The organism is Synergistota bacterium (genome assembly GCA_025060595.1).
Classification (GTDB): Bacteria; Synergistota; GBS-1; order GBS-1; family GBS-1; genus 42-11.
In genome coordinates this window covers 86995-106292 of sequence record JANXBX010000004.1, presented here as the reverse complement: position 1 = coordinate 106292, position 19298 = coordinate 86995, and the positions used below count along the sequence as shown (strand labels likewise).

The following is a 19298-nucleotide window of genomic DNA, read 5'->3' as shown; positions in this document are numbered from 1 at the left end:
TTTGTGTGGGAGAGGAATATCCTCCTTCTCCTGTGAAGCTATTTATAGGGATTTTATATAAAGATAGAAAATTTTTTGAGGAAATTAAGGAAACCCTTATAAGTGAGTTTGGAGAGATGGATTTTGAAAGCGAAGAAATACAATTTAGGTGGACTAATTACTACGAGGATGAGATTGGTCCCAACTTAAAGAGGGTTTTTGTTTCCTTTACTCCTTTGATATCTCCTGAGCATATAGTAGAAATAAAACAGCTTACTAACAGGATAGAGGGGAAAAACAGAAGGATAAATCTTGATCCAGGTTATTTAGAAGGGGGGAAGCTTGTTTTAGCTACTACTAAAGATCAAGCTCATAGGGTGTACCTTAACAAGGGAATATATGCTGAAGTTACCTTAAGATTTAAAGAGGGGAAATTTATCCCCTTTGATTATACTTATCCTGATTACAGAAGCGAAGAGTATCATAACATATTTTACAAGATAAGAAGAAAGTATTTTGAGGATTTGAAAAAACCTTTTCTACTTACCTCCAGATTTACGACTAAATGGGCTTTAAAGAGCCTGATAGATGGAAATCCTAAAACGAAAGGAATTTTGGTAATTCGCAAAAGAAGAGATATAATAGAAATGATAGAGCTTATTCAGAAAGCAAGAGGAATGGTGGATATCCTTGCACTGGCCGTGGGGGGAGATAGGGAAATGGCATTAGCTCTCTCACATATAGATTACGTTGATTACGTTTTTTCCTTTAGGGGAAAAGTTGATGAAGTAGCCCATTTTTTGAAACCAGATGTTTTATTTTTAGCTGATGAAATTACCTTAGATGAACTTGGTTTTTATGAAGGGAGGGTTTTAAGATTATAAAAAGGTATTTTCTTCCAGAAATGGAGAGAATTTGGTCTGAAGAGAATAAGTTTAATAAGTGGTTAGAGATAGAGCTTCTGGTGGTTGAGGGATGGTCTAAAATAGGTGTTTTCCCCCAAGAAGTTCCTGTTAAGATGAGAGAGCGGGCTTCTTTTAACATAAGTCGTATAGAGGAGCTTGAAAAAATTTATAGGCATGATGTTATAGCTTTTCTAAAGTCGGTAGAGGAAAGCATTGGAGAAGAACTTTCCCCATATCTTCACTATGGATTAACTTCTTCTGATATTATAGATACTGCAACTGCGTTGCTATTGAGGGAAGCTATCAGGGAAATAAAGCGTAAAGCCTCAGAGCTTAGAGAAATTTTATTTAATCGAGCTCTAGAGTTTAAAAATACATTTCAGGTAGGTAGGACACATGGAATTCACGCTGAACCTATAACTTTTGGATTAAAGCTTTTAAGCTTTTACAGTGAGCTTTTAAGGAATATTAGAAGACTTGAGCTTGCTGAAGAAGAGATATCTTATGGAAAAATTTCAGGAGCAGTGGGTACTTATTCGATGGTTGATCCTCGTGTGGAAGAATATGTTTGTACCGTTTTGGGGCTTAAGGTGGAGCCTATTTCAACTCAAGTGATTCCCCGTGATAGGTATGCTTTTTTAGCTTCTGTTTTGGCTCTATTTGGGGCTTTTTGTGAAAGAGTGGCTCTTGAGATAAGACACTTGCAAAGGACCGAGGTTGGTGAAGCCTATGAGCCGTTCTATAAGGGGCAGAGAGGGTCTTCTGCTATGCCTCATAAAAGAAATCCTATTCTTTGTGAAAGGCTATGTGGTCTTTCTCGCTTATTGAGAGGATTCCTTTCTCCTACTTTTGAAAATATAGCCTTGTGGCATGAAAGAGATATATCTCATTCTTCGTTTGAGAGGTTTTCTCTTCCTCAAACTACAAGTGTTTTATTCTATATGCTTGATGTTTTAAAAAGGATTTTGGAAGGGCTTGAGGTTAATGTGGAAAGGATGAGAGAAAATCTTGAGCTTACTAAAGGATTAGTTTTTTCAAGTGAGATTTTAACTAAGCTTCTTTCAAAAGGTCTTCCACGGGATAAGGCTTATGATATTGTTCAGAGAATATCAATGAGCGTTTGGAAGGAAGGAAAAAGCCTTAGAGAACTTCTTTTATCTGATAAAGAAGTATCATCTTTTTTGACCCCTGAGGATGTAGAAGAATGTTTTAACTTCAGTGATATTCTTAAAAAGGTAGATAACATATTCTCTAGATTCAAGGAGATGTGTTGAAAGATGAGAAAGATAACCCTACCTAGGATGGGATATAGTTATATAGGATTTAGAGCGGTTTTTGATGAGCTTGGTTATGATTTTTTTGAACCTTTGCCATTAACTAAAAGGACCCTTGATCTTGGAGTTAAGCATGCTCCAGAATTCGCTTGTTTCCCGTTTAAGATAACCCTTGGTAATCTGATAGAAGCTCTTGAAAGTGGGGAAGTCGATACCATAATAACTGCTGGTGGGATTGGCCCCTGTAGGTATGGCTTTTATGGTGTGATGTATGAGAAAATTCTAAAGGAAGAGCTTGGTTACAAGTTTGATTTTATACTTCTTGATCCTCCTGTAAAGCCTTACGGGAGCCTTAAAAGAGTTTGGAATATAGTTCTTAAGTGGAAAGGGAAACTTTCCTGGATAGAGTTTATAAAAAGGCTTGATAAAGGCTTTAGGCTTGCATGGAAAAAGCTAAAGAGAGTTGAAGATTTGGAAGCGCTACTCTTAAAAAAGAGGGCCTGGGTAAGGGATGTTTCTAGGGTTGAAGCTGTATTTAATGAGGCTATTAAGAGGATAAATCTTTGTGGGAATTTGAAAGAAGTTGATTTGATATTTGAGGAGGCAAAGAATGAAATTGAACTTATTCCCGATGAGAGGGAAAACGTATTGAGAGTTGGTATTGTGGGAGAAATATACACCATTTTAGAGCCTTTTTCTAACTTAAATACGGAAAGGCTTTTGAACGAGCGCGGGGTAGAGATTGAAAGGTCTGTCTGGACCACAGAGTTTATAGAGTATAATATATTTCCGGGTCTTCCTTTTCCTTTAAAGAAGATGGTCGGTTTTAAGGGTAAAGAGGATATAGAGCGATATTCTAGGCCGTTTTTGAATGCTTTTGTGGGGGGACATGGTAGAGAAACAATTGCTCATACTGTGATGTTTAAAGAGAGAGGTTTTGATGGGGTAGTTCATATCCTACCCTTTTCTTGTATGCCTGAGGTAGTAGCTCGTGGGATACTTGAGAGAGTGAGTAAAGAGCTTGATTTTCCAGTTTTAAGCTTGTCTTTTGATGAATTTACTGGTGAGGCTGGACTTATAACGCGTATAGAAGCTTTTGTAGACCTTCTTCGGATGAGAAGGAGGGTGGCAGCTTGAAGTTTGGTATTCCAAGGGGTCTTTATTATGAGCCCTTTTTAACGGAATGGAAAGTTTTTCTTGAGGAGCTTGGGCATAGTGTTGAAATATCTCCTTTAACTAATAAAAATATACTGGATATAGGGGTTAAAGAGGGTGTTAATGAAGCTTGCATATCCCTAAAACTTACGATAGGGCACTCTATATATCTTAGGGAAAAAGTGGATTTAATTTTCTCTCCTCGTTTAATGAACCTTGACAAATGGAGGAGAGTGACCCTTTGTCCTAAATTTAGAGGGCTTCCTGATATTATAAGGGTTTCGGTTCCGAGGGTTTTTTCTGTTAATGCTTATCTCGGAACTTTTTGGCGTAAACTTGATTTTTATCTTAAGGTAGGGAGAGACTTAGGACATAGCTTTTTCAGTATTCTGAAGGCTTACAAAAAGGCAGCTATGGCCTCAAAGACGGTGTCTAAGCTCATGAAGATAGGCTTCTGGCCTGATGAAGCAAGAGAGCTTGTCTTAAAAGATGCTTGTTTGCGAGAGTCCGTAAACGGGAGAAGGAAGGAAAACACAAATGGATCTTATGTTGGTGTTGTTGGTTATCCTTATCTCATCTATGATGATTATGTTAGTCATTCTCTAATAAAAAGATTGAATAAGATAGGATTTAATGTAATTACTCCCGAAATGCTGGATGAAAAGGAAATAGAGGGGTTTCTTAAGACCTTATTTAAACCTCTCTTTTGGTCTCAAAGTAATAAAGTGCTTGGAGCTGCCTTTGCTCTTCTTAAAAAACCTGAGATAGAGGGTATAATTCATATATCTTCCTTTTCCTGTGGAACCGATGCGTGGGTAGGAAGGCTTATAGAGCTGGAAGCTAGAAGGGTAGGGAAGCCGCTTATGAGAATTGTAGTAGACGAACATACAGCTGAGGCAGGATTGTTAACCCGTCTCGAAGCCTTTACTGATTTAGTTAGGTGGAGGAGGGGGAGGGCTGTGATATGAGGGCTTACCTTGGAGTAGATATAGGCTCTGTTAGTACTAATATAGTTGCCATGTCAGAAGATTATGAGATTCTTTCTGCTATTTACATAAGGACGGCTGGAAGGCCTATAAATGCTTTACTTGAGGGCTTGAAGATGCTTGAAAGAGACGTAAGGGGTTTTGAGATTTGTGGTGTAGGTACTACTGGTAGTGCAAGGTTTCTTGCTGGAGTTATAGTAGGAGCTGATATGATAAAAAACGAGATAACTGCTCATGCTATTGCTGCTATACATGAGGTTCCAGATGTAAGAACTGTTTTTGAAATAGGTGGTCAAGACTCCAAAATAATAATTATAAGAGATGGAGTAGTCGTTGACTTTGCCATGAATACTGTTTGTGCTGCAGGTACAGGTTCTTTTCTTGATCATCAGGCTCAGAGGTTAGGTATAGAGATAGAACGTTTTGGGGAGTATGCCCTTAAAAGTAAGAACCCTGTTAGGATAGCTGGTCGATGTACGGTTTTTGCAGAGTCTGATATGATTCATAAGCAGCAAATGGGGTATGCTGTTGAGGATATAATAGCAGGGCTTTGTGAGGCCCTTGTTAGAAACTATCTTGCTAATGTTGCAAAGGGTAAGGATTTAAGACCGCCCTATGTTTTTCAAGGAGGCGTGGCAGCTAACCTTGGGATAAGAAAGGCATTTGAAAAGGAATTAGGTTCTCCAGTTTATATTCCCAAGTATTTCAATGTTATGGGGGCTTTGGGTATGGCTATTTTGGTTAAGAGGCTTGTTGAAGAGGAAGCTATAAAAACCTCTTTTAGGGGCTTTCAGGTAGTAGAAGAGAAGTTTAATACGAGGTCCTTTGAGTGTGACGGTTGTCCTAATAGGTGTGAAGTTGTTGTTATATATAGGGGTTTAGAGCCTTTGGCTTGCTGGGGAGATAGATGTGGTAGATGGCAGAATAAATTTGGAAGAGGAAGGTTAAATGGAGAGCTTCTTGAGGTTGCTCAAAAATATTAAAGAGGTTCTTTTAAAAGATATAGAGGATCCTGATAGGTTAACTTTTAATATAGACGAAGCGAGATTGTTTGGAAAACTAGCAGTCATTCCACCCAGGGGTGTTCTTTTTGTTGTTGGTGATATTCATGGCGAGCAGGATTCTCTGGAAGAAATACTTGATTTTATTTTTAGCGGTTTTGATAGGAGTAGGGATCACATCCTTTTTTTAGGGGATTATGTTGATAGAGGAAATGAGGGACTCGAGGTTATTGAAAGGCTCTTTGAGCTGAAGCTAAGTTTGGGTAAAAGATTGGTTCTGCTTAGGGGGAATCATGAAGATTTAGGTATGAATAGATTTTATGGTTTTTTATCGGAGCTTTATTGGAAGCTTGGTCCAGAGGTGCAGAAGTTTTATACGGAGCTTAAGAGTATATATGATCTTTTGCCGGTATGTGCTTATGTTCCGCAAAAGCTTATATTAGTTCATGGAGGAGCTCCTGTACCTCCTATTAGCTTAAAAGATATCGCAAAAGGGGAAGGAGAATATCAACTTCTGTGGAACGATCCTTTGGATGAGGACTATATTCCAAGAGGCGGAGAAACTAAAGCCTTCTCAGAAGAGGATCTCGATGCCTTTCTAAAGTTGGTTGATGCTAGGTTTATGGTGAGAGGGCATCAATTTCCTGGGGAGAAGGGACACAAGATATTCTCTAATAGGCTTCTTTCTATTTTTTCAGCGCGATATGGCTTTGAAGGTGCAAAATTGTGTTTACTTAAAGTTGACCTGTCAAAAGATATTAATAATATATCTCAGTTAATAGAGGGGCTCCATTTATTGTGAGAGGAGGTTTTAACCTTGTCAAAGGCTGTTGTCACGGTTATGGGAGTGGATAGAGTTGGAATAGTAGCTGGAATATCAAGTTTGCTTGCTCAATATAATGTTAATATTGAAGATATAAGTCAGACTATAATGCAGGGAATATTTGTAATGGCAATGATAGTTGATATATCGAAGATGTCTTGTTCTTTCTCTGATCTTAAAAGAGCTTTAGAAGACAGGGGCAAGGAGTTAGGAGTAGAGGTTTTGCTTCAGCGAGAGGAAATCTTTAGGGCTATGCACAGGATATGAGGTGGTCTTATGAAAAGAAACTTTATTTCGTTAGAGGAGATAATTGAAACGATTCAAATGGTTAAAAAGGAAAAGCTTGATATAAGAACTATTACAATGGGAATTTCTCTTTTAGATTGTTGTGGAAGAGATCCAAGGGAAGTTGTGGAAAAGGTTTATAAAAAGGTAACTGTTGTAGCTAAGGATCTTGTTAGGGTGGTTAGAGAGGTTGAAGAGGAATACGGTATTCCTATAGTTAATTCTAGGATATCATTGACACCCTTGTCCCTGATAACTGCTAATTTTAGCGAAAGCGAGCTTATTGAGCTTGGAAAAACATTGGAAGTTGCAGCAAATGAGGTTAAGGTTGATTTTATCGGAGGCTTTGGAGCTCTTGTTGAAAAAGGTATGACAAAGTGGGAGGAGAGGCTTATAAGCGTGATTCCTGAGGTTTTATCTTCTACTGAGAAGGTTTGTTCGTTTGTTAACGTAGCTTCAACGAGGGCTGGTATAAACATAGATGGTGTTAATCTTTGTGCTAAAGTTGTAAAAAGATCAGCGGAATTGACAGCTACGAAGGATGGAATAGGTGCGGCTAAGTTTGTTGTTTTTGCTAATGCTCCTTCCGATAATCCTTTTATGGCAGGAGCCTTTCATGGGATTCAGGAGGGGGAGAGCTGTATTAACGTAGGTATTAGTGGGCCTGGTGTTATAAAAGCGGTTGTTGAAGATCTTAAGGATGTTGATTTTAGGACTCTTGCAAATGAAATAAAAAAAGCTGCCTTTAAAGTTACAGTGGCAGGGGAGCTTTTGGGCAGGGAAATAGCGAAGAGATTGGGGATCCCCTTTGGTATAGTTGATCTCTCCCTTGCTCCTACTCCTAATCCGGGTGATAGTGTAGCAGAGATAATAGAAGCTATGGGCATAGAGAGATGTGGTCTTCCAGGGACGACGGCAGCTTTAGCTTTACTTAATGATGCAGTTAAAAAAGGCGGTGTTATGGCTTCTTCCTCAGTTGGTGGTTTAAGCGGGGCTTTTATTCCTGTAGGTGAGGATGCAGAAATGGCACACTGTGCCTCTCAAGGCAAGATAAGTTTAGGGAAGCTTGAAGCCATGACGTGTGTGTGTTCTGTTGGCCTTGATATGATAGCGATACCTGGTAATACACCGGAAGAGATAATAGCTTGTATAATAGCTGATGAAATGGCTATAGGAGTTATTAATTCAAAGACAACAGGGGTAAGACTTATTCCTGTGCCTGGAAAGGGAGTAGGAGAGAAAGCCGTGTGGGGAGGTTTATTAGGGGAAGCTCCGATTTTGCCTGTTGAGATAGGGAATGTGGGACTTTTTATAAGACGTGGAGGAAGAATTCCTCCACCTTTGATAAGCTTTAATAATTAGGGGAGATGGTTGTTTTTTGTTTAATAGAAATGAGTTTATGGAATATGTAAATTTTAATCCTCGAGGCTATGTTAAGGAGAAAGCACATATATTAGGAGAAGGAAGTTTGGGGGGGAAAGCAAAGGGATTACTTTTTGCTAAATATATTCTTGAGAACCTTGAAGAGATACCTCCTTGGCCCGTCTATATTCCTCCAAGCAGGTTTATAAGTACCGAAGTTTTTGATGACTTTATTAAAATTAACTCTCTAGAAGAAGTGGTAGAAAAGGGGGATTGGGATGAAGTAAAAAAGGCTTTTGATAAAGCTCTTTTGCCTGATTCTGTAATTGCTGATCTTCAAAAGTGGGTTTATGAGATGGATTACCCATTAGCAGTGCGTTCATCCTCGCTGCTTGAGGATAATATAAAGTACTCTTTTGCGGGAAAGTACCTTACCCTATTTATTTCTAATAGGGGTAGCGTAGAAGAAAGGATAAAGGGTTTGGTTTGCGCCATTAAGAAGGTTTACGCTAGTACTTACAGTCCATCAGCTCAGGAGTATAGAAAGAAAAGATCTTTGACTGATGAAAAGATGGGAGTAATAATTCAGCAACTTATAGGAAGAACCAGGGGAGTGGAGTTTTATCCTGAGATTGCAGGGGTGGGGTTTTCTCGAAACTATCGTAGGTGGACTGAGAGGATAAGGATTGAAGATGGTGTAGTAAGGATTGTTTTTGGTTTAGGAACAAGATGTACTGGTAGAAATTATGCTCGGATTTTTTCCCTTTCTAATCTTGCTCTCAGGCCGGAAGGAAGTAATCCTTATGAAATAATGAGATATTCTCAAGAAAACTTTGATCTTCTTGACCTTGGAACCGGAGAGTTTAAAACTTATAATATAAATGACAGAAAAGATTTGATAAAGTATCATCCTCACTTTGATAAGCTTGCGAGTCTTTTCTCTTTTGAATCAGGTATGGTGATCCCTTTTTCTGCGGTTAATGATGGGAAAATAATTTTTACTTTTGATGGTTTTCCTAAAACTTATCCTAACTTCTTTAGATTAATAGGTTTTCTCTTTAGGTTATTTGAGAAAAAAATGGGAATGCCTGTTGATGTAGAATTTGCTTCGGAGCCAAGAGAAAGCTTTTTCGCTTTAGTTCAGTTGAGACCTCTGTTAAGTTATGAGTCATACAGGCCTGTTGCTATACCAAAAGGTATTCCTGAACACAAAATTATACTTCGTGGTAACAAGATGCTAACCAATGGTATGTTAAGAGGAGTTCGTTATCTTGTCTATGTGGATCCATGGAAGTATATGGAGATTTTTAATCCTTATAGTGTGGCTCGGGAGATAGGTAGAATAAATAGAAGCTTGGAAGGGGAGAGATTTATATTAATAGGCCCTGGAAGGTGGGGCAGTACTAATCCTCGTCAAGGGGTTCCAATAGAGTATAGCGAAATCTCAAATTGCGGAATAATAGTTGAAATTGGTATACTTGAAAAGGGTTTTACGCCGGAGCTTTCATATGGAACTCATTTCTTTGCGGATCTTGATATTGATGGGATATTATATCTTCCTGTATTCATAGGTGCTGATGGTAATTTATTTAACAAAAATTGGTTCGATAGTAAGGAATATGAGATGACAAAACATCCTGCTATAAGGATATATAGGGGTAGCTTTTCGGTTTATTTAGATGGAAATAGGGTAATAGGCGTAGTAATAGACGAATCTTAAATTTACTCAATTTTTACTTATTGTTTATCTGTAACTTTTCTTCTAAACTGCTCTTATGAAGTATTCTAACTAAAGGAAGTGCTACTAGTATTCCCACGGAACATTGGACTAAGTCTGTCAGAGCCTCCACAGGGATAGCTCCTATGCCGTATAGGAACCCGGCTGCTAAGGAATATCCTGTTATCATTACGGTTGCTCCAATGCTTAAGGCCAGTACTTTGTTCTTTTTCCCTACTTTACCAACTACGAAACCTTCTATGCCCTTTATAACTAAGGTAAAGGGTGCCCATAATGGGTAACCTAAGATGAGATCCGCTAGTGCAGATCCCAATCCACCTGCTATTCCTCCGGCAGCTCCTCCAAATAGAATTGCTATAGTGTATATTGCTCCTTCTCCTAAGTTAAAGTAGATTCTATAGCCTGGGATCGGAACATGGATGAAAGTAGCTATACACACGAGTGCGCTATAGAGTGAAAAAGTGGCAATCTTTTTGCTCTTACTGATGCTCATTTTTAAAGTCACCTCCTGCTTTTATTATAAACCAGAATGCTAAAAATCCAAATATGGTAGCTAGCACAAATGGAAGGGGAAGAGGAGGTTTTTCGTTAAATAGGTTTAAAAGTAACGGGGAAAGTGATCCCATCCCTCCTGTTACGAAGCCGAATAGACCCAGTCCTTTTCCTCTTAACTTTTCCGGGAAAGCTTTTGAAGCAAGAATAGGATAGACTATATAGGCTATTTCAACGAAAATTGTTGAGAGAATAAGGATAAATAAGGGAGCTCTAAGGAGTGCCCAGAGAAACAAAAGAAAAGGATGTAAGAGAGAGGCTATTGCCCACGTTTTTGCTGGATCTATATGTCCTACTATTTTGCTAAATGCAAGACATGTTAAGGCACTTGTTATTCCAATTTTTGTGAATATCATGTTAATGTCCTTTTCTAGAAGATTTAGACTTTCTTTTAAGTATAAAGATATGTAAGGTCCATTTATGGTGAGAGTGATGCTTAAGAAGAAGAATATGCCTCCACTGAACAAGAAAAGCTTTCCTCGAAGGAGAGAGGCTTTTTCTCTGGGATCCAGGTTTCTCTTGGATAGCGTTTCTTCTAAAAGTATTATACGAGTGATACCTATAATAAAGGCTGCTATGGAGTATATGATTAAAAGCCCTTTTATATCTGTTTTTTTAAGGAGAAAAGCTCCTATTAGAGGTCCTAAGGCTAATCCTAAGTTGTAGGAAAAGCTTGTTAAACTAAAGGATAGTCCCTTGTGTTTTTGAGATTCGAATGTCATTGCGTATATGGCTGGTAGTTGTATAGAACTTGAGAGACAACCTATAGAGTAGAATATAAAAGCTTCTATCCAGTTTTTAGAGAGGTGAATACCATAGCCTGAAAAGGCATAGACAATGGTCGTTATGGCTATTATTGGTTTCCTTCCAAACTTGTCGCTTAATATCCCTCCTGGGACTTGTCCGATGTAGAAAATCAAATTAAAGATAAAATAAGCAACGTTAATCATTTTGTCTGAAGCTCCTAGTTCTTTGAGATACAGTGGTAATAGAAAGTACCAAGAGAATAAAAGGCAACTGAGGATTCCAATCGTTATGGTAAGTATTAGGATGTTTTTCATAAGAGTATTATACTATATGTGGTAAGCCGGTTTTTTTAGCTCTTTCGAGCCACGAGGGAACTGGTGGAACAAGCTCATCTTCTGAGGGAACAGGAATTTCTATAAAAGCAGGTTTTTCTTCTCCAAGGGTTTTTTCAATTATAAGTTTAAGATCCTTATAATTTTCAACCTTGTAGGAATCTATGCCAAAGTCTTGAGCTACTTTGTAATATTCTATCTCTTTAAATTCCGTAGAGAAGTGTTTTGAACCATATATGAGTTTCATAGTTGCTTTGATCCACCCAAAGCTATCGTTTCTGAATAGAATTATCTTTATATTGATGTTTTCTCTTGATATGGTCTCGAGTTCTCCAAGCGTAAATCCTAGGCTACCATCACCGGTTAAAACAAATATTTGAGATCCAGGATTTGCGAAGTAAGCTCCTATAGCAGCAGGAAGAGCGTAGCCTAAGGCTCCTAATGAGAAATTAAAAAGCATTTTTCTTCCAGCTTTTTTGGCTTTAAAAAAGGCGGAAGAATATATTGCACTTGTGCCAGGGTCTACGGTTATAACGTAATCTTCATTAAGCGTTTCATTAAGTATCTCAATAACTGAGAGAGGATTTAATCCTTTAGAAGTGTTTTCTTGGATAGCTTTTTCTTTTAGTTCCTCTTTGTATTTCTTGAAACTTTCTATAATCGCTTTCGTTCTTGGAAGATTTAGATAATCGTATGGTGATATGAGTTTTTTCTTCAAGACTTTGAGCATTTCTTTTAAAGAAGATTTGGCATCTCCTATAAGTATTACGTCAGTTGAGTAATTATTTGAAACTTCTACTTCACTTATATCAAGATGAATGATTTTTTTGTCAGAATCTGGTTCTGGAAGTTTCCAGTTGTTTGTGGTAACAAAGTCAGTATTACAACCTATGTAAAATATAAGATCTGCACTTTCTATAACTTCGTTTGACAGAGGTGTTCCTCCTCGTATTCCTACGACACCTATTGATAGGGGATGGCTTTCGGAAAAGCTTCCTTTACCAGAAATTGTAGTTCCAACAGGAATCCCTAAAAATTCAGCAAGTTCTTCTATTTCGTCCCAGGCAGCAGAGTATAATGCTCCTTGTCCACAGATTATCACAGGCTTCTGACTTTCTATAAGAAGATTTACAGCCCTTTCTATCTCTTTTAGGTTAGCACAAAATCTATGGCCAGGATATCTTGAAAACTCCCTTTGTGCTTTTAAGTTGGTATGGGGTACATCTTCTTCTAATACATCTATGGGAATTCTCAAGTGGGTGGGACCAGGTTTCCCCGTTGTTGCTAATCTGAAAGCTCTTCTAAAAGCGAAAGGAATATCTGAGGCTTTATAGATTGTAATGCTGTCTTTTGTTATAGGTTGAAATAAGGGGGTTTGATCGAAACCAGTGAGCATGTTTCTTTTTTCTACATTCAGAGGAGTATCTGTTGTAATGACTACCATCGGCGTTGATGATTTATAAGCCTCGATAACCCCTGGTATTAGATGTGTTGCTCCAACGCTTGGGGCTTCACAAATACCTGGTTTATAACTCACTTTTGCGTAGCCATCTGCCATAAAGCAAGCGCTTCTTTCATCTCTTGTTAATATGTGTTTAATTTCAGGGAAGTTAATCCATTCCAGATATAATGGTATAGATGTTTCTCCTGGTAATCCGAAAACATGTTTTACTTCATATTCTTTAAGTATTTCTAAAATAGCTCTAGCACCTTTCAAAGTTATCCTCCTTTATATAGCGGTTTCTTCCCACCCATAGGTATAGTATTTCTTTTCAGAACGTAAAAATATAGATGGCATAGGAACTACAACTATACCACTTTCATCTAAGAAAAATCGTTTAGCATCAGCTTCAGGATCATAACCGATTACTGTGCCAGGTGGTATATACACATTTGAGTCCACTATAACCCTTCTTAGCTTACACTTTTCTCCTATAATAGACATTTTACCTATTATACACTCTTCTATAACTGAACCAGGATTGATAATGCAATTTCTTCCTAAAACTGATCTTATTACCGTTGCCCCTAAGATTCTGCTGCCTTCTGCTTGAAGAGTTTCAAGTACGAATGGTTTATATCCATCAGCGGGATAAATATAAGCAGGTGGATCTCCATAACTTACTGTTCTTATAGGCCATTGAGGATTATAAAGGTTTAGATCAGGATCGGGTCTTAATATATCCATGTGAGCTGTCCAATAGGATTGGATTGTTCCTACGTCTCTCCAATAGGGATGTTCATTCCCCGGAATTTTATTACTTGTAAAGTCGTAAGCATAAACTCTATACTTTTTATAGGCTTTCGGGAAAATGTCCTTTCCAAAATCATGGGTGCTGAGCGGATCGTGGGCATCTTCTAAAAGTACTTCTTCAATAACCTCTCTTTCAAAGATATAGTTTCCCATCGAAGCTAGGCAAAATCCTTTCTTATTAGGTATTTCTGGAGGGTTAGGTATTTTTTCATAAAAGCCTATCACTCTGTTTTTCTCGTTTACTTGGATAACTCCAAAGGCTTTTGCTTCTTCTTTTGGAACGACGGTAGCACAGATTGTAATATCTGCTTTGTTGTCTAGATGAAACTCGATGAACTGTCTTATGTCTATCTTGTAAATATGATCAGCTGCAAGTATGAGAACTCTATCGGCGTCAAACGTTGTTATCAGATGAATATTTTGGTATATAGCATCTGCCGTTCCTTTGTACCAATGTTCTCCGGTCCACATTTGTGGAGGGACGGTAGATATAAATATGTCTCTATCTCTTAGAGCTCCTCCAAGTTGCCATCCTCTCGATATATGTTCGTTTAATGATTGGCTCTTAAATTGAACAAGGAGATAAATGGAGAAGAAACCAGAGTTAACTAAGTTAGATAGAGCGAAATCTACTATTCTATATTTAGCTGCAAAAAAAACTGCCGGTTTAGTCCTATATTTTGTTAAAGGATAGAGTCTTGTTCCCTTACCTCCTGCTAAAACCATTGACAAGACTCTTCCATACTCACCATAAAACAACATTACTCACCTCTTTAAAATTTTTTTATAAACATCTAAATATGAGTTAATTTTACTTTCCCATGAGAAGTCAAGGCACATCGCTTTTTTTATAGCATTGGAAAATTTTTCTTTTTGGTTTGTGTATATACTTATAGCTTTTCTTACACTCTCGAGTAAAGCTCTCGGACTATATTCTTCGAACAAAAACCCCCAACCATCTTCTTCTAAATCTTTAATTGTGTCTTTCAAACCCCCTACCTTTCTTGCAACAGGAATTGTTCCGTATCTTAAAGCTATCATTTGTGATATTCCGCAGGGTTCATATAGTGATGGCATAAGTAGAATATCTGAAGCTGCATATACCTTTCTTGCTAAGGTTTCGTCGAAAGTATTTATGAATTTATAGCAAGAACTAAAATCCCTTTCGATAAAGCTTAGCTTTTCAGAAAAGTAAGGGTCTCCGCTTCCTAATACAATCATTTGGCAGCCTAAATTTAGTATTTCAGATATAACTGGTATTAGGATATCAAAGCCCTTTTGATAGGTGATCCTTGAGATTACGCTTATTAAGGGTTTGTCGATATCATTTTCAAGAGAAAGTTCCTTAAGAAGATTTGCTTTACACTTTCTTTTGCCTTCAAGGTTTTGGTAATCATATTTACAGGGTATAGCGTTATCCTTTGATGGATCCCATCTTTCTTGATCTATGCCATTTGTTATACCATAGAGTTTTTGAGCGTTTTCTCTAATTACTCCATCAAGTCCGAAACCAAACTCGGGGGTCTTTATTTCTTCAGCATAAGATGGACTTACAGTTATTATAGCTCTTGATAGAATAATTCCTCCCTTAAGAAGATTTATTTTCCCCCAGAATTCAAGATAGCTTACATTAAAGCAATGAGGAAGCAAATGCCATTTTTCTATAACTTCAGGTTCGTAAATTCCTTGGTGAGCTATGTTGTGTATAGATAATACTATAGGTGGTATTTTAAAGTCTTTATAATATCTATGAAAGCTACTAAATATAGGTATAAGTGAGGCAGGCCAATCGTGTACATGGATAAGATCATAGCTTTGTTCTAAGAAGTTTTCCTTTAAGATTTCTAAACAGCCAAGTGCAAAAAGCGGAAACACAAAATTGTATAAAGGATCGTTCTTCTCGGGATAAGGCGGGCTCTTTTCTATAATATCTCCTCCAACAAGAAATATCTCAACGTTTTTATCCCATAGAAGCTTAGATAAAGATAGCCTATGGCATCTCAAGTCAAGAGGAATATACATCTCTTTCATATACTGAATTTTAAGGTTAAGCTTTTCAAGATTTTCTATAGCAAGTTTATTTAACGGTACAATTACTGAGGATACTACCTTTTTGGTTTTGTTCAATACCTGAGGAAGCTCAAAAGCTACATCTCCCAAGCCTCCCACTTTATTTAAGGGATGAACTTCTGAGCATATATTTAGTACTCTTATTACTTCTTCTTTCTCCAGAGCTTATAATCCACCCCCTCGAAAATATCATCATCTCTTGCTATTCTCATGATTTCTTCTATCTTTCCTTCCTCAGGATGTATTCCTTTATTTAAAGCTTTAGCTAACTCATACGTCTTTATAAAATTGCTGTAGTGTCTCTGAAACCTTTGCTCTGCATAGTCGCGCGCTTGCCAAGTTGTATATAAGAATTCCCAATCGGATGCTTCAAGTAGAAGTAATTCTTTAGCTGCTTGGTTTAGAGCTAAGAGATGAATGTCATTTTTGGGCTCCATAGGTGAAAGCTCATCTATCATTTTTTTCTCACATTCATATATCTTGTTCCACATCCATTTTGTTTCCTCGTTAAGCCATATTCTATGATCTCCTCCTGCTCCCCATGATCCTTCCCACAAGTGAGTTATTTCTATCTTTTCGTATATTTCTAAAATTTCTCTACCAAATAGCGGTTCTATTAAGCCGTTTAAGTTTATGAGTTTAAAAACCTCTTTTAACCATAATATTCCCTCGTGCCACCAGTGTCCAAAAAGTTCCGCATCAAAGACTTCAACGAAAAGCGGCCTAAGATTGAAATTCAGAAGAGCTTCTTTACTTCTATCTTGGAGCATATTAACAAATAGTGTTGCATGTTCGTTTATAGCTTCTAACGCTTTTAATGGTTCGTAGAATTCCTTTGCTCCCAATCCGAGCTTTTTGTCTGTTACTCTCCAGAATCTGTGTCCTCCTGGAAAAGCTCTCTTATGAAATTCAAGATATCTACCGTTTCCAGGAAATCCCATATCTCTACTCCATACTCTTGAAGTGCCGATTGGATCTCTTATTAAGAATACGATTCCCTTTTCATAACCTGGAGAGATACAGTAGTATGGCTTTAATGGTATAAGTTTTTTATAATCTTGATCAGCTTTGCATATCTTTTCTCTCTTTTCTAAGCTATCCCATGATTTGCTTTCGTAAGGAGATTCCACTATCCCTACCTTTTCCTGGCCAACAAGTAGATGATAATCAGTGTAAGAGAATGTTATTCTATTATCATAAAGTATAATCTCTAGTCCCTTTCTGAAGAGGGTTTCTCCTGTAATCGGATTTGTCCATTTATACGAAGATCTGTAAGCGCACTCTGGAAGCCAAAATCCTTTGATATCAAGTCCACTGAAGTGTTTCCTTGAGGTCATTAATCCAATCTTAACTTGTGATTCTACGCATTCATCGTATCCTAAGAGGGGGAGATATCCGTGAGTAGCAGCACAAGATATAATTTCTATAAGCCCATCCTCAGCAAATTTTTTAAAAGAGCTAACTATTCCATCAAGGTTTTCAAAGAATTGTTTTCTTTTCTCGTAAATTGATATCCAATATTTGGCAAGGTTTGATCTTATAGGCTCCCTAGTCCTGTATTCTTCTTCCTCTCGTTTAGCATATTTAATTTGTTCGTTAATATAGTCTTCAAAGTTTTTAATAAAGCGCTGGTTTGAAATCTGCTCAAGCAATATTGGAGATAGATTCAAGGTTAATTTAATTGGTAGTTTTGAAACCCTATATTCGTGTAAGAGTTCAAGCAATGGAATATATGTTTCCCACACTATTTCCTGTAGCCAGACTTCACCATGTGGCCAGGTGCCATGATTTAATACGAATGGCACATGACCATGCAAAGTTAAGTGAATATACCCCAGTTTCATGCTTTCACCTCTTAGCACTCTATTATATTAATAGTAACTAATAGACACTCTTTCTCTATCTGTGGCTTTAAGATTAGCTCAGTTGCTTGATATGTTGTATCGTATCCTTCCTCTGTCTGAGAAATAGTATAAATTTGTTTTGCTGATATTTGACACAAGCAGTCTGTGATAAATAATAATTTTAACGAAGCGAGCTTATCTTCTATTTCTACTTTGTTGCCTTCTGATGATAGGAATTTACTTATAGGTTCGCTTTTATCTTTTACTTTTATTAGGGAGTAATCATTATCTATGGAAGTTAGTTTCAGATTAAAGAATAACTTTAAACTAAGGAAGTCCTTTTTGTTTAAAAGATACATTATCTTTAAACCATTGTCAAGCATTTCTATTTTCTTCTTAAAATCAATGTTTTTGCTTTTGAGTAAGGAGTTATTTAATTTGAACTCGAAGGAAAGGTTATCATAAGATATTATTTCAAAATCTTCATTAAGTAAGTTTATCCTTGTTTTTCCTTCATCTAGGATAATCTCTTCATAACCAAAGGTGCGTTCATACTCATCGAAGTCAAGTTCATGGATATTAAGTTTGTAGACTCTTTCGTGTATGGTAGAAATAGAGTCTGTTTTTTTCTCAGTTTTTAGACCTTCTTGAATAACATGATAATGCTCCTTTTTTCTTGAAAGCGTGTTTATTAAGTTTTTTTGGCGTGGATGGAAGGTTAATTCTCTTATAGATGCTCCTAAAGATGGTTTAATTACACAGGTTATTTTAGGGGTTGAAATATATATTTCCTTTGAGCCATCCATATCTATATCCTCTATGAAGGTTTCTTTTCTTTCTCCAAGCGCTAAGCGTTCTGCTTTAGAAAGCTCCTTGAAGATATTTTCTCTAAGGTGTGGAAAATATATGCCTCCAAATATTCCATGCCAGTAAGCATCGTTACATTGAGCTCGGTACAGATGTCTTTTTGCCTTTTCTTTGGTTTCACTATCGGGAATATTCTTAACTAGTTTACTTACAAGATACATCTTTTTGTGCATATAGTTTGATTCAGGATATTTTCTCAAGAAATTTTTCCAATGTCCGCCTCTTATAATTCCTTTATATTTTTGAAATATTCCTTCCTTTTCAAGATAGCTTATCAGCTCTTTAAATGTAAGAGCTGTTTCGGCTGGTAAAGACCATTCTCCCATTTCGAAGTAGCTAACCGTGGGAAGGTATGCTAAACCTAAGGCCTTTTTAGTTTCTAGGACCTCTGAAGGTAAAAGGGTTTTTATTCTTCCTTCGCTTATTAGCTTAAAAAAGCTCTTAAGCCATCCTTTTTCATACACCCATTCATAAGTATCAGGCCACAACCCGAATTTTTCGTAATCATCAAATATTATGCCCAGGCCATTTATTGATCTTAGGAGTTCTAAGACCGAATCTATATTTTTGAATGGTATATAATATCTTAACTTTTGACTCGTTGGGAATAGAAATAACTTTTGCCCGTTATACTCTGTACAATAGTAACCATTAAGTTCCTCCTCTTTGAATCCCATACAAAGGAAGTGATAATCATCTACAAAGGTGTAATCTATACCAGCTTCTTTAAATAGCGCTGGGATGCATGGTTCCCAAACACGTTCTGTAAGCCACGCTCCTCTTGGTCTTTTGCCAAAAACTTCTTCTAAAAAGTTTGAAAAGAGCTTTATTTGTTCTATGGCATCTTCTCTTGGAATGGAAGAAACTATAGGTTCATAGAATCCTCCACCTAGAAGTTCTATATTTCCTGTTTTTACAAGTTCTTTTAATATTTCTATGAAATCAGCTCTATTTTCTAAAGCCCATTCTAAAAGATAACCGCTTATGTGAAAGGCTATCTTAATGTTTGAAAACTTTAGTAGAGTTTCTAAAAAAGGTGTATAGCATCTTTCAAAAGCTTTCATTATTATTTCATCAGGGTTTCCCACCGGTTGATGAGCATGAACACCAAAAACTATCTCCAT

The 19298-nt window shown here is 37.1% G+C and carries 16 protein-coding genes; 9 read left to right on the top strand and 7 right to left on the bottom strand.

The window, feature by feature from the left end; all coding sequences use genetic code 11:
* Nucleotides 1-5 precede the first annotated feature (5 nt).
* The 9 genes from NZ900_04025 to NZ900_03985 are packed head-to-tail and all read left to right on the top strand — an operon-like array spanning nt 6 to nt 9490.
* The gene (locus tag NZ900_04025; GenBank protein MCS7233263.1) at nt 6-863 is read left to right on the top strand and encodes a DUF4416 family protein; all 858 of its coding nucleotides are present in this window, start codon (nt 6-8) and stop codon (nt 861-863) included.
* Nucleotides 857-2158, top strand: coding sequence for an adenylosuccinate lyase (gene purB / locus NZ900_04020; protein ID MCS7233262.1), 1302 nt, complete (start codon nt 857-859; stop codon nt 2156-2158). Before NZ900_04025 ends, purB begins: the two co-directional genes overlap by 7 nt.
* 3 nt (nt 2159-2161) lie before the next feature.
* The gene (locus tag NZ900_04015; protein MCS7233261.1) at nt 2162-3295 is read left to right on the top strand and encodes a CoA protein activase; all 1134 of its coding nucleotides are present in this window, start codon (nt 2162-2164) and stop codon (nt 3293-3295) included.
* Nucleotides 3292-4281, top strand: a complete 990-nt coding sequence (locus NZ900_04010; GenBank protein ID MCS7233260.1) for an acyl-CoA dehydratase activase-related protein — start codon at nt 3292-3294, stop codon at nt 4279-4281. The genes NZ900_04015 and NZ900_04010 overlap by 4 nt, the downstream gene beginning before the upstream one ends.
* Entirely contained in the window at nt 4278-5282 is a 1005-nt protein-coding gene (locus NZ900_04005; protein ID MCS7233259.1) for an acyl-CoA dehydratase activase, read from the top strand. Before NZ900_04010 ends, NZ900_04005 begins: the two co-directional genes overlap by 4 nt.
* Nucleotides 5248-6102 (top strand): serine/threonine protein phosphatase, encoded by an 855-nt coding sequence (locus tag NZ900_04000; GenBank protein MCS7233258.1) that lies wholly within the window; start codon nt 5248-5250, stop codon nt 6100-6102. The genes NZ900_04005 and NZ900_04000 overlap by 35 nt, the downstream gene beginning before the upstream one ends.
* 15 nt (nt 6103-6117) lie before the next feature.
* Nucleotides 6118-6390, top strand: a complete 273-nt coding sequence (locus NZ900_03995; protein MCS7233257.1) for an ACT domain-containing protein — start codon at nt 6118-6120, stop codon at nt 6388-6390.
* A 9-nt stretch (nt 6391-6399) separates the two neighbouring features.
* Entirely contained in the window at nt 6400-7770 is a 1371-nt protein-coding gene (locus NZ900_03990; protein MCS7233256.1) for a PFL family protein, read from the top strand.
* A gap of 16 nt (nt 7771-7786) precedes the next feature.
* Nucleotides 7787-9490: a PEP/pyruvate-binding domain-containing protein gene (locus NZ900_03985; GenBank protein ID MCS7233255.1), complete on the top strand. Its 1704-nt coding sequence runs from the start codon at nt 7787-7789 to the stop codon at nt 9488-9490.
* A gap of 13 nt (nt 9491-9503) precedes the next feature.
* On the opposite strand, the gene NZ900_03980 is transcribed toward NZ900_03985, so the two are convergent.
* The 7 genes from NZ900_03980 to NZ900_03950 are packed head-to-tail and all read right to left on the bottom strand — an operon-like array spanning nt 9504 to nt 19298.
* Entirely contained in the window at nt 9504-10001 is a 498-nt protein-coding gene (locus NZ900_03980; GenBank protein MCS7233254.1) for an ECF transporter S component, read from the bottom strand.
* A complete protein-coding gene (locus NZ900_03975) occupies nt 9988-11121 on the bottom strand; it encodes an MFS transporter (GenBank protein MCS7233253.1) in 1134 nt (377 codons plus the stop codon). Before NZ900_03975 ends, NZ900_03980 begins: the two co-directional genes overlap by 14 nt.
* A gap of 7 nt (nt 11122-11128) precedes the next feature.
* Complete coding sequence (locus tag NZ900_03970; protein MCS7233252.1) at nt 11129-12856, bottom strand: thiamine pyrophosphate-binding protein; 1728 nt, start codon at nt 12854-12856, stop codon at nt 11129-11131.
* Nucleotides 12857-12868: 12 nt separating this feature from the next.
* Nucleotides 12869-14152, bottom strand: coding sequence for a glucose-1-phosphate adenylyltransferase (glgC, locus tag NZ900_03965; protein ID MCS7233251.1), 1284 nt, complete (start codon nt 14150-14152; stop codon nt 12869-12871).
* Nucleotides 14153-14158: 6 nt separating this feature from the next.
* Complete coding sequence (locus tag NZ900_03960; protein ID MCS7233250.1) at nt 14159-15607, bottom strand: glycogen synthase; 1449 nt, start codon at nt 15605-15607, stop codon at nt 14159-14161.
* Nucleotides 15607-17307 (bottom strand): DUF1957 domain-containing protein, encoded by a 1701-nt coding sequence (locus NZ900_03955; GenBank protein ID MCS7233249.1) that lies wholly within the window; start codon nt 17305-17307, stop codon nt 15607-15609. The genes NZ900_03960 and NZ900_03955 overlap by 1 nt, the downstream gene beginning before the upstream one ends.
* 11 nt (nt 17308-17318) lie before the next feature.
* Nucleotides 17319-19298 (bottom strand): DUF1925 domain-containing protein, encoded by a 1980-nt coding sequence (locus tag NZ900_03950; protein MCS7233248.1) that lies wholly within the window; start codon nt 19296-19298, stop codon nt 17319-17321.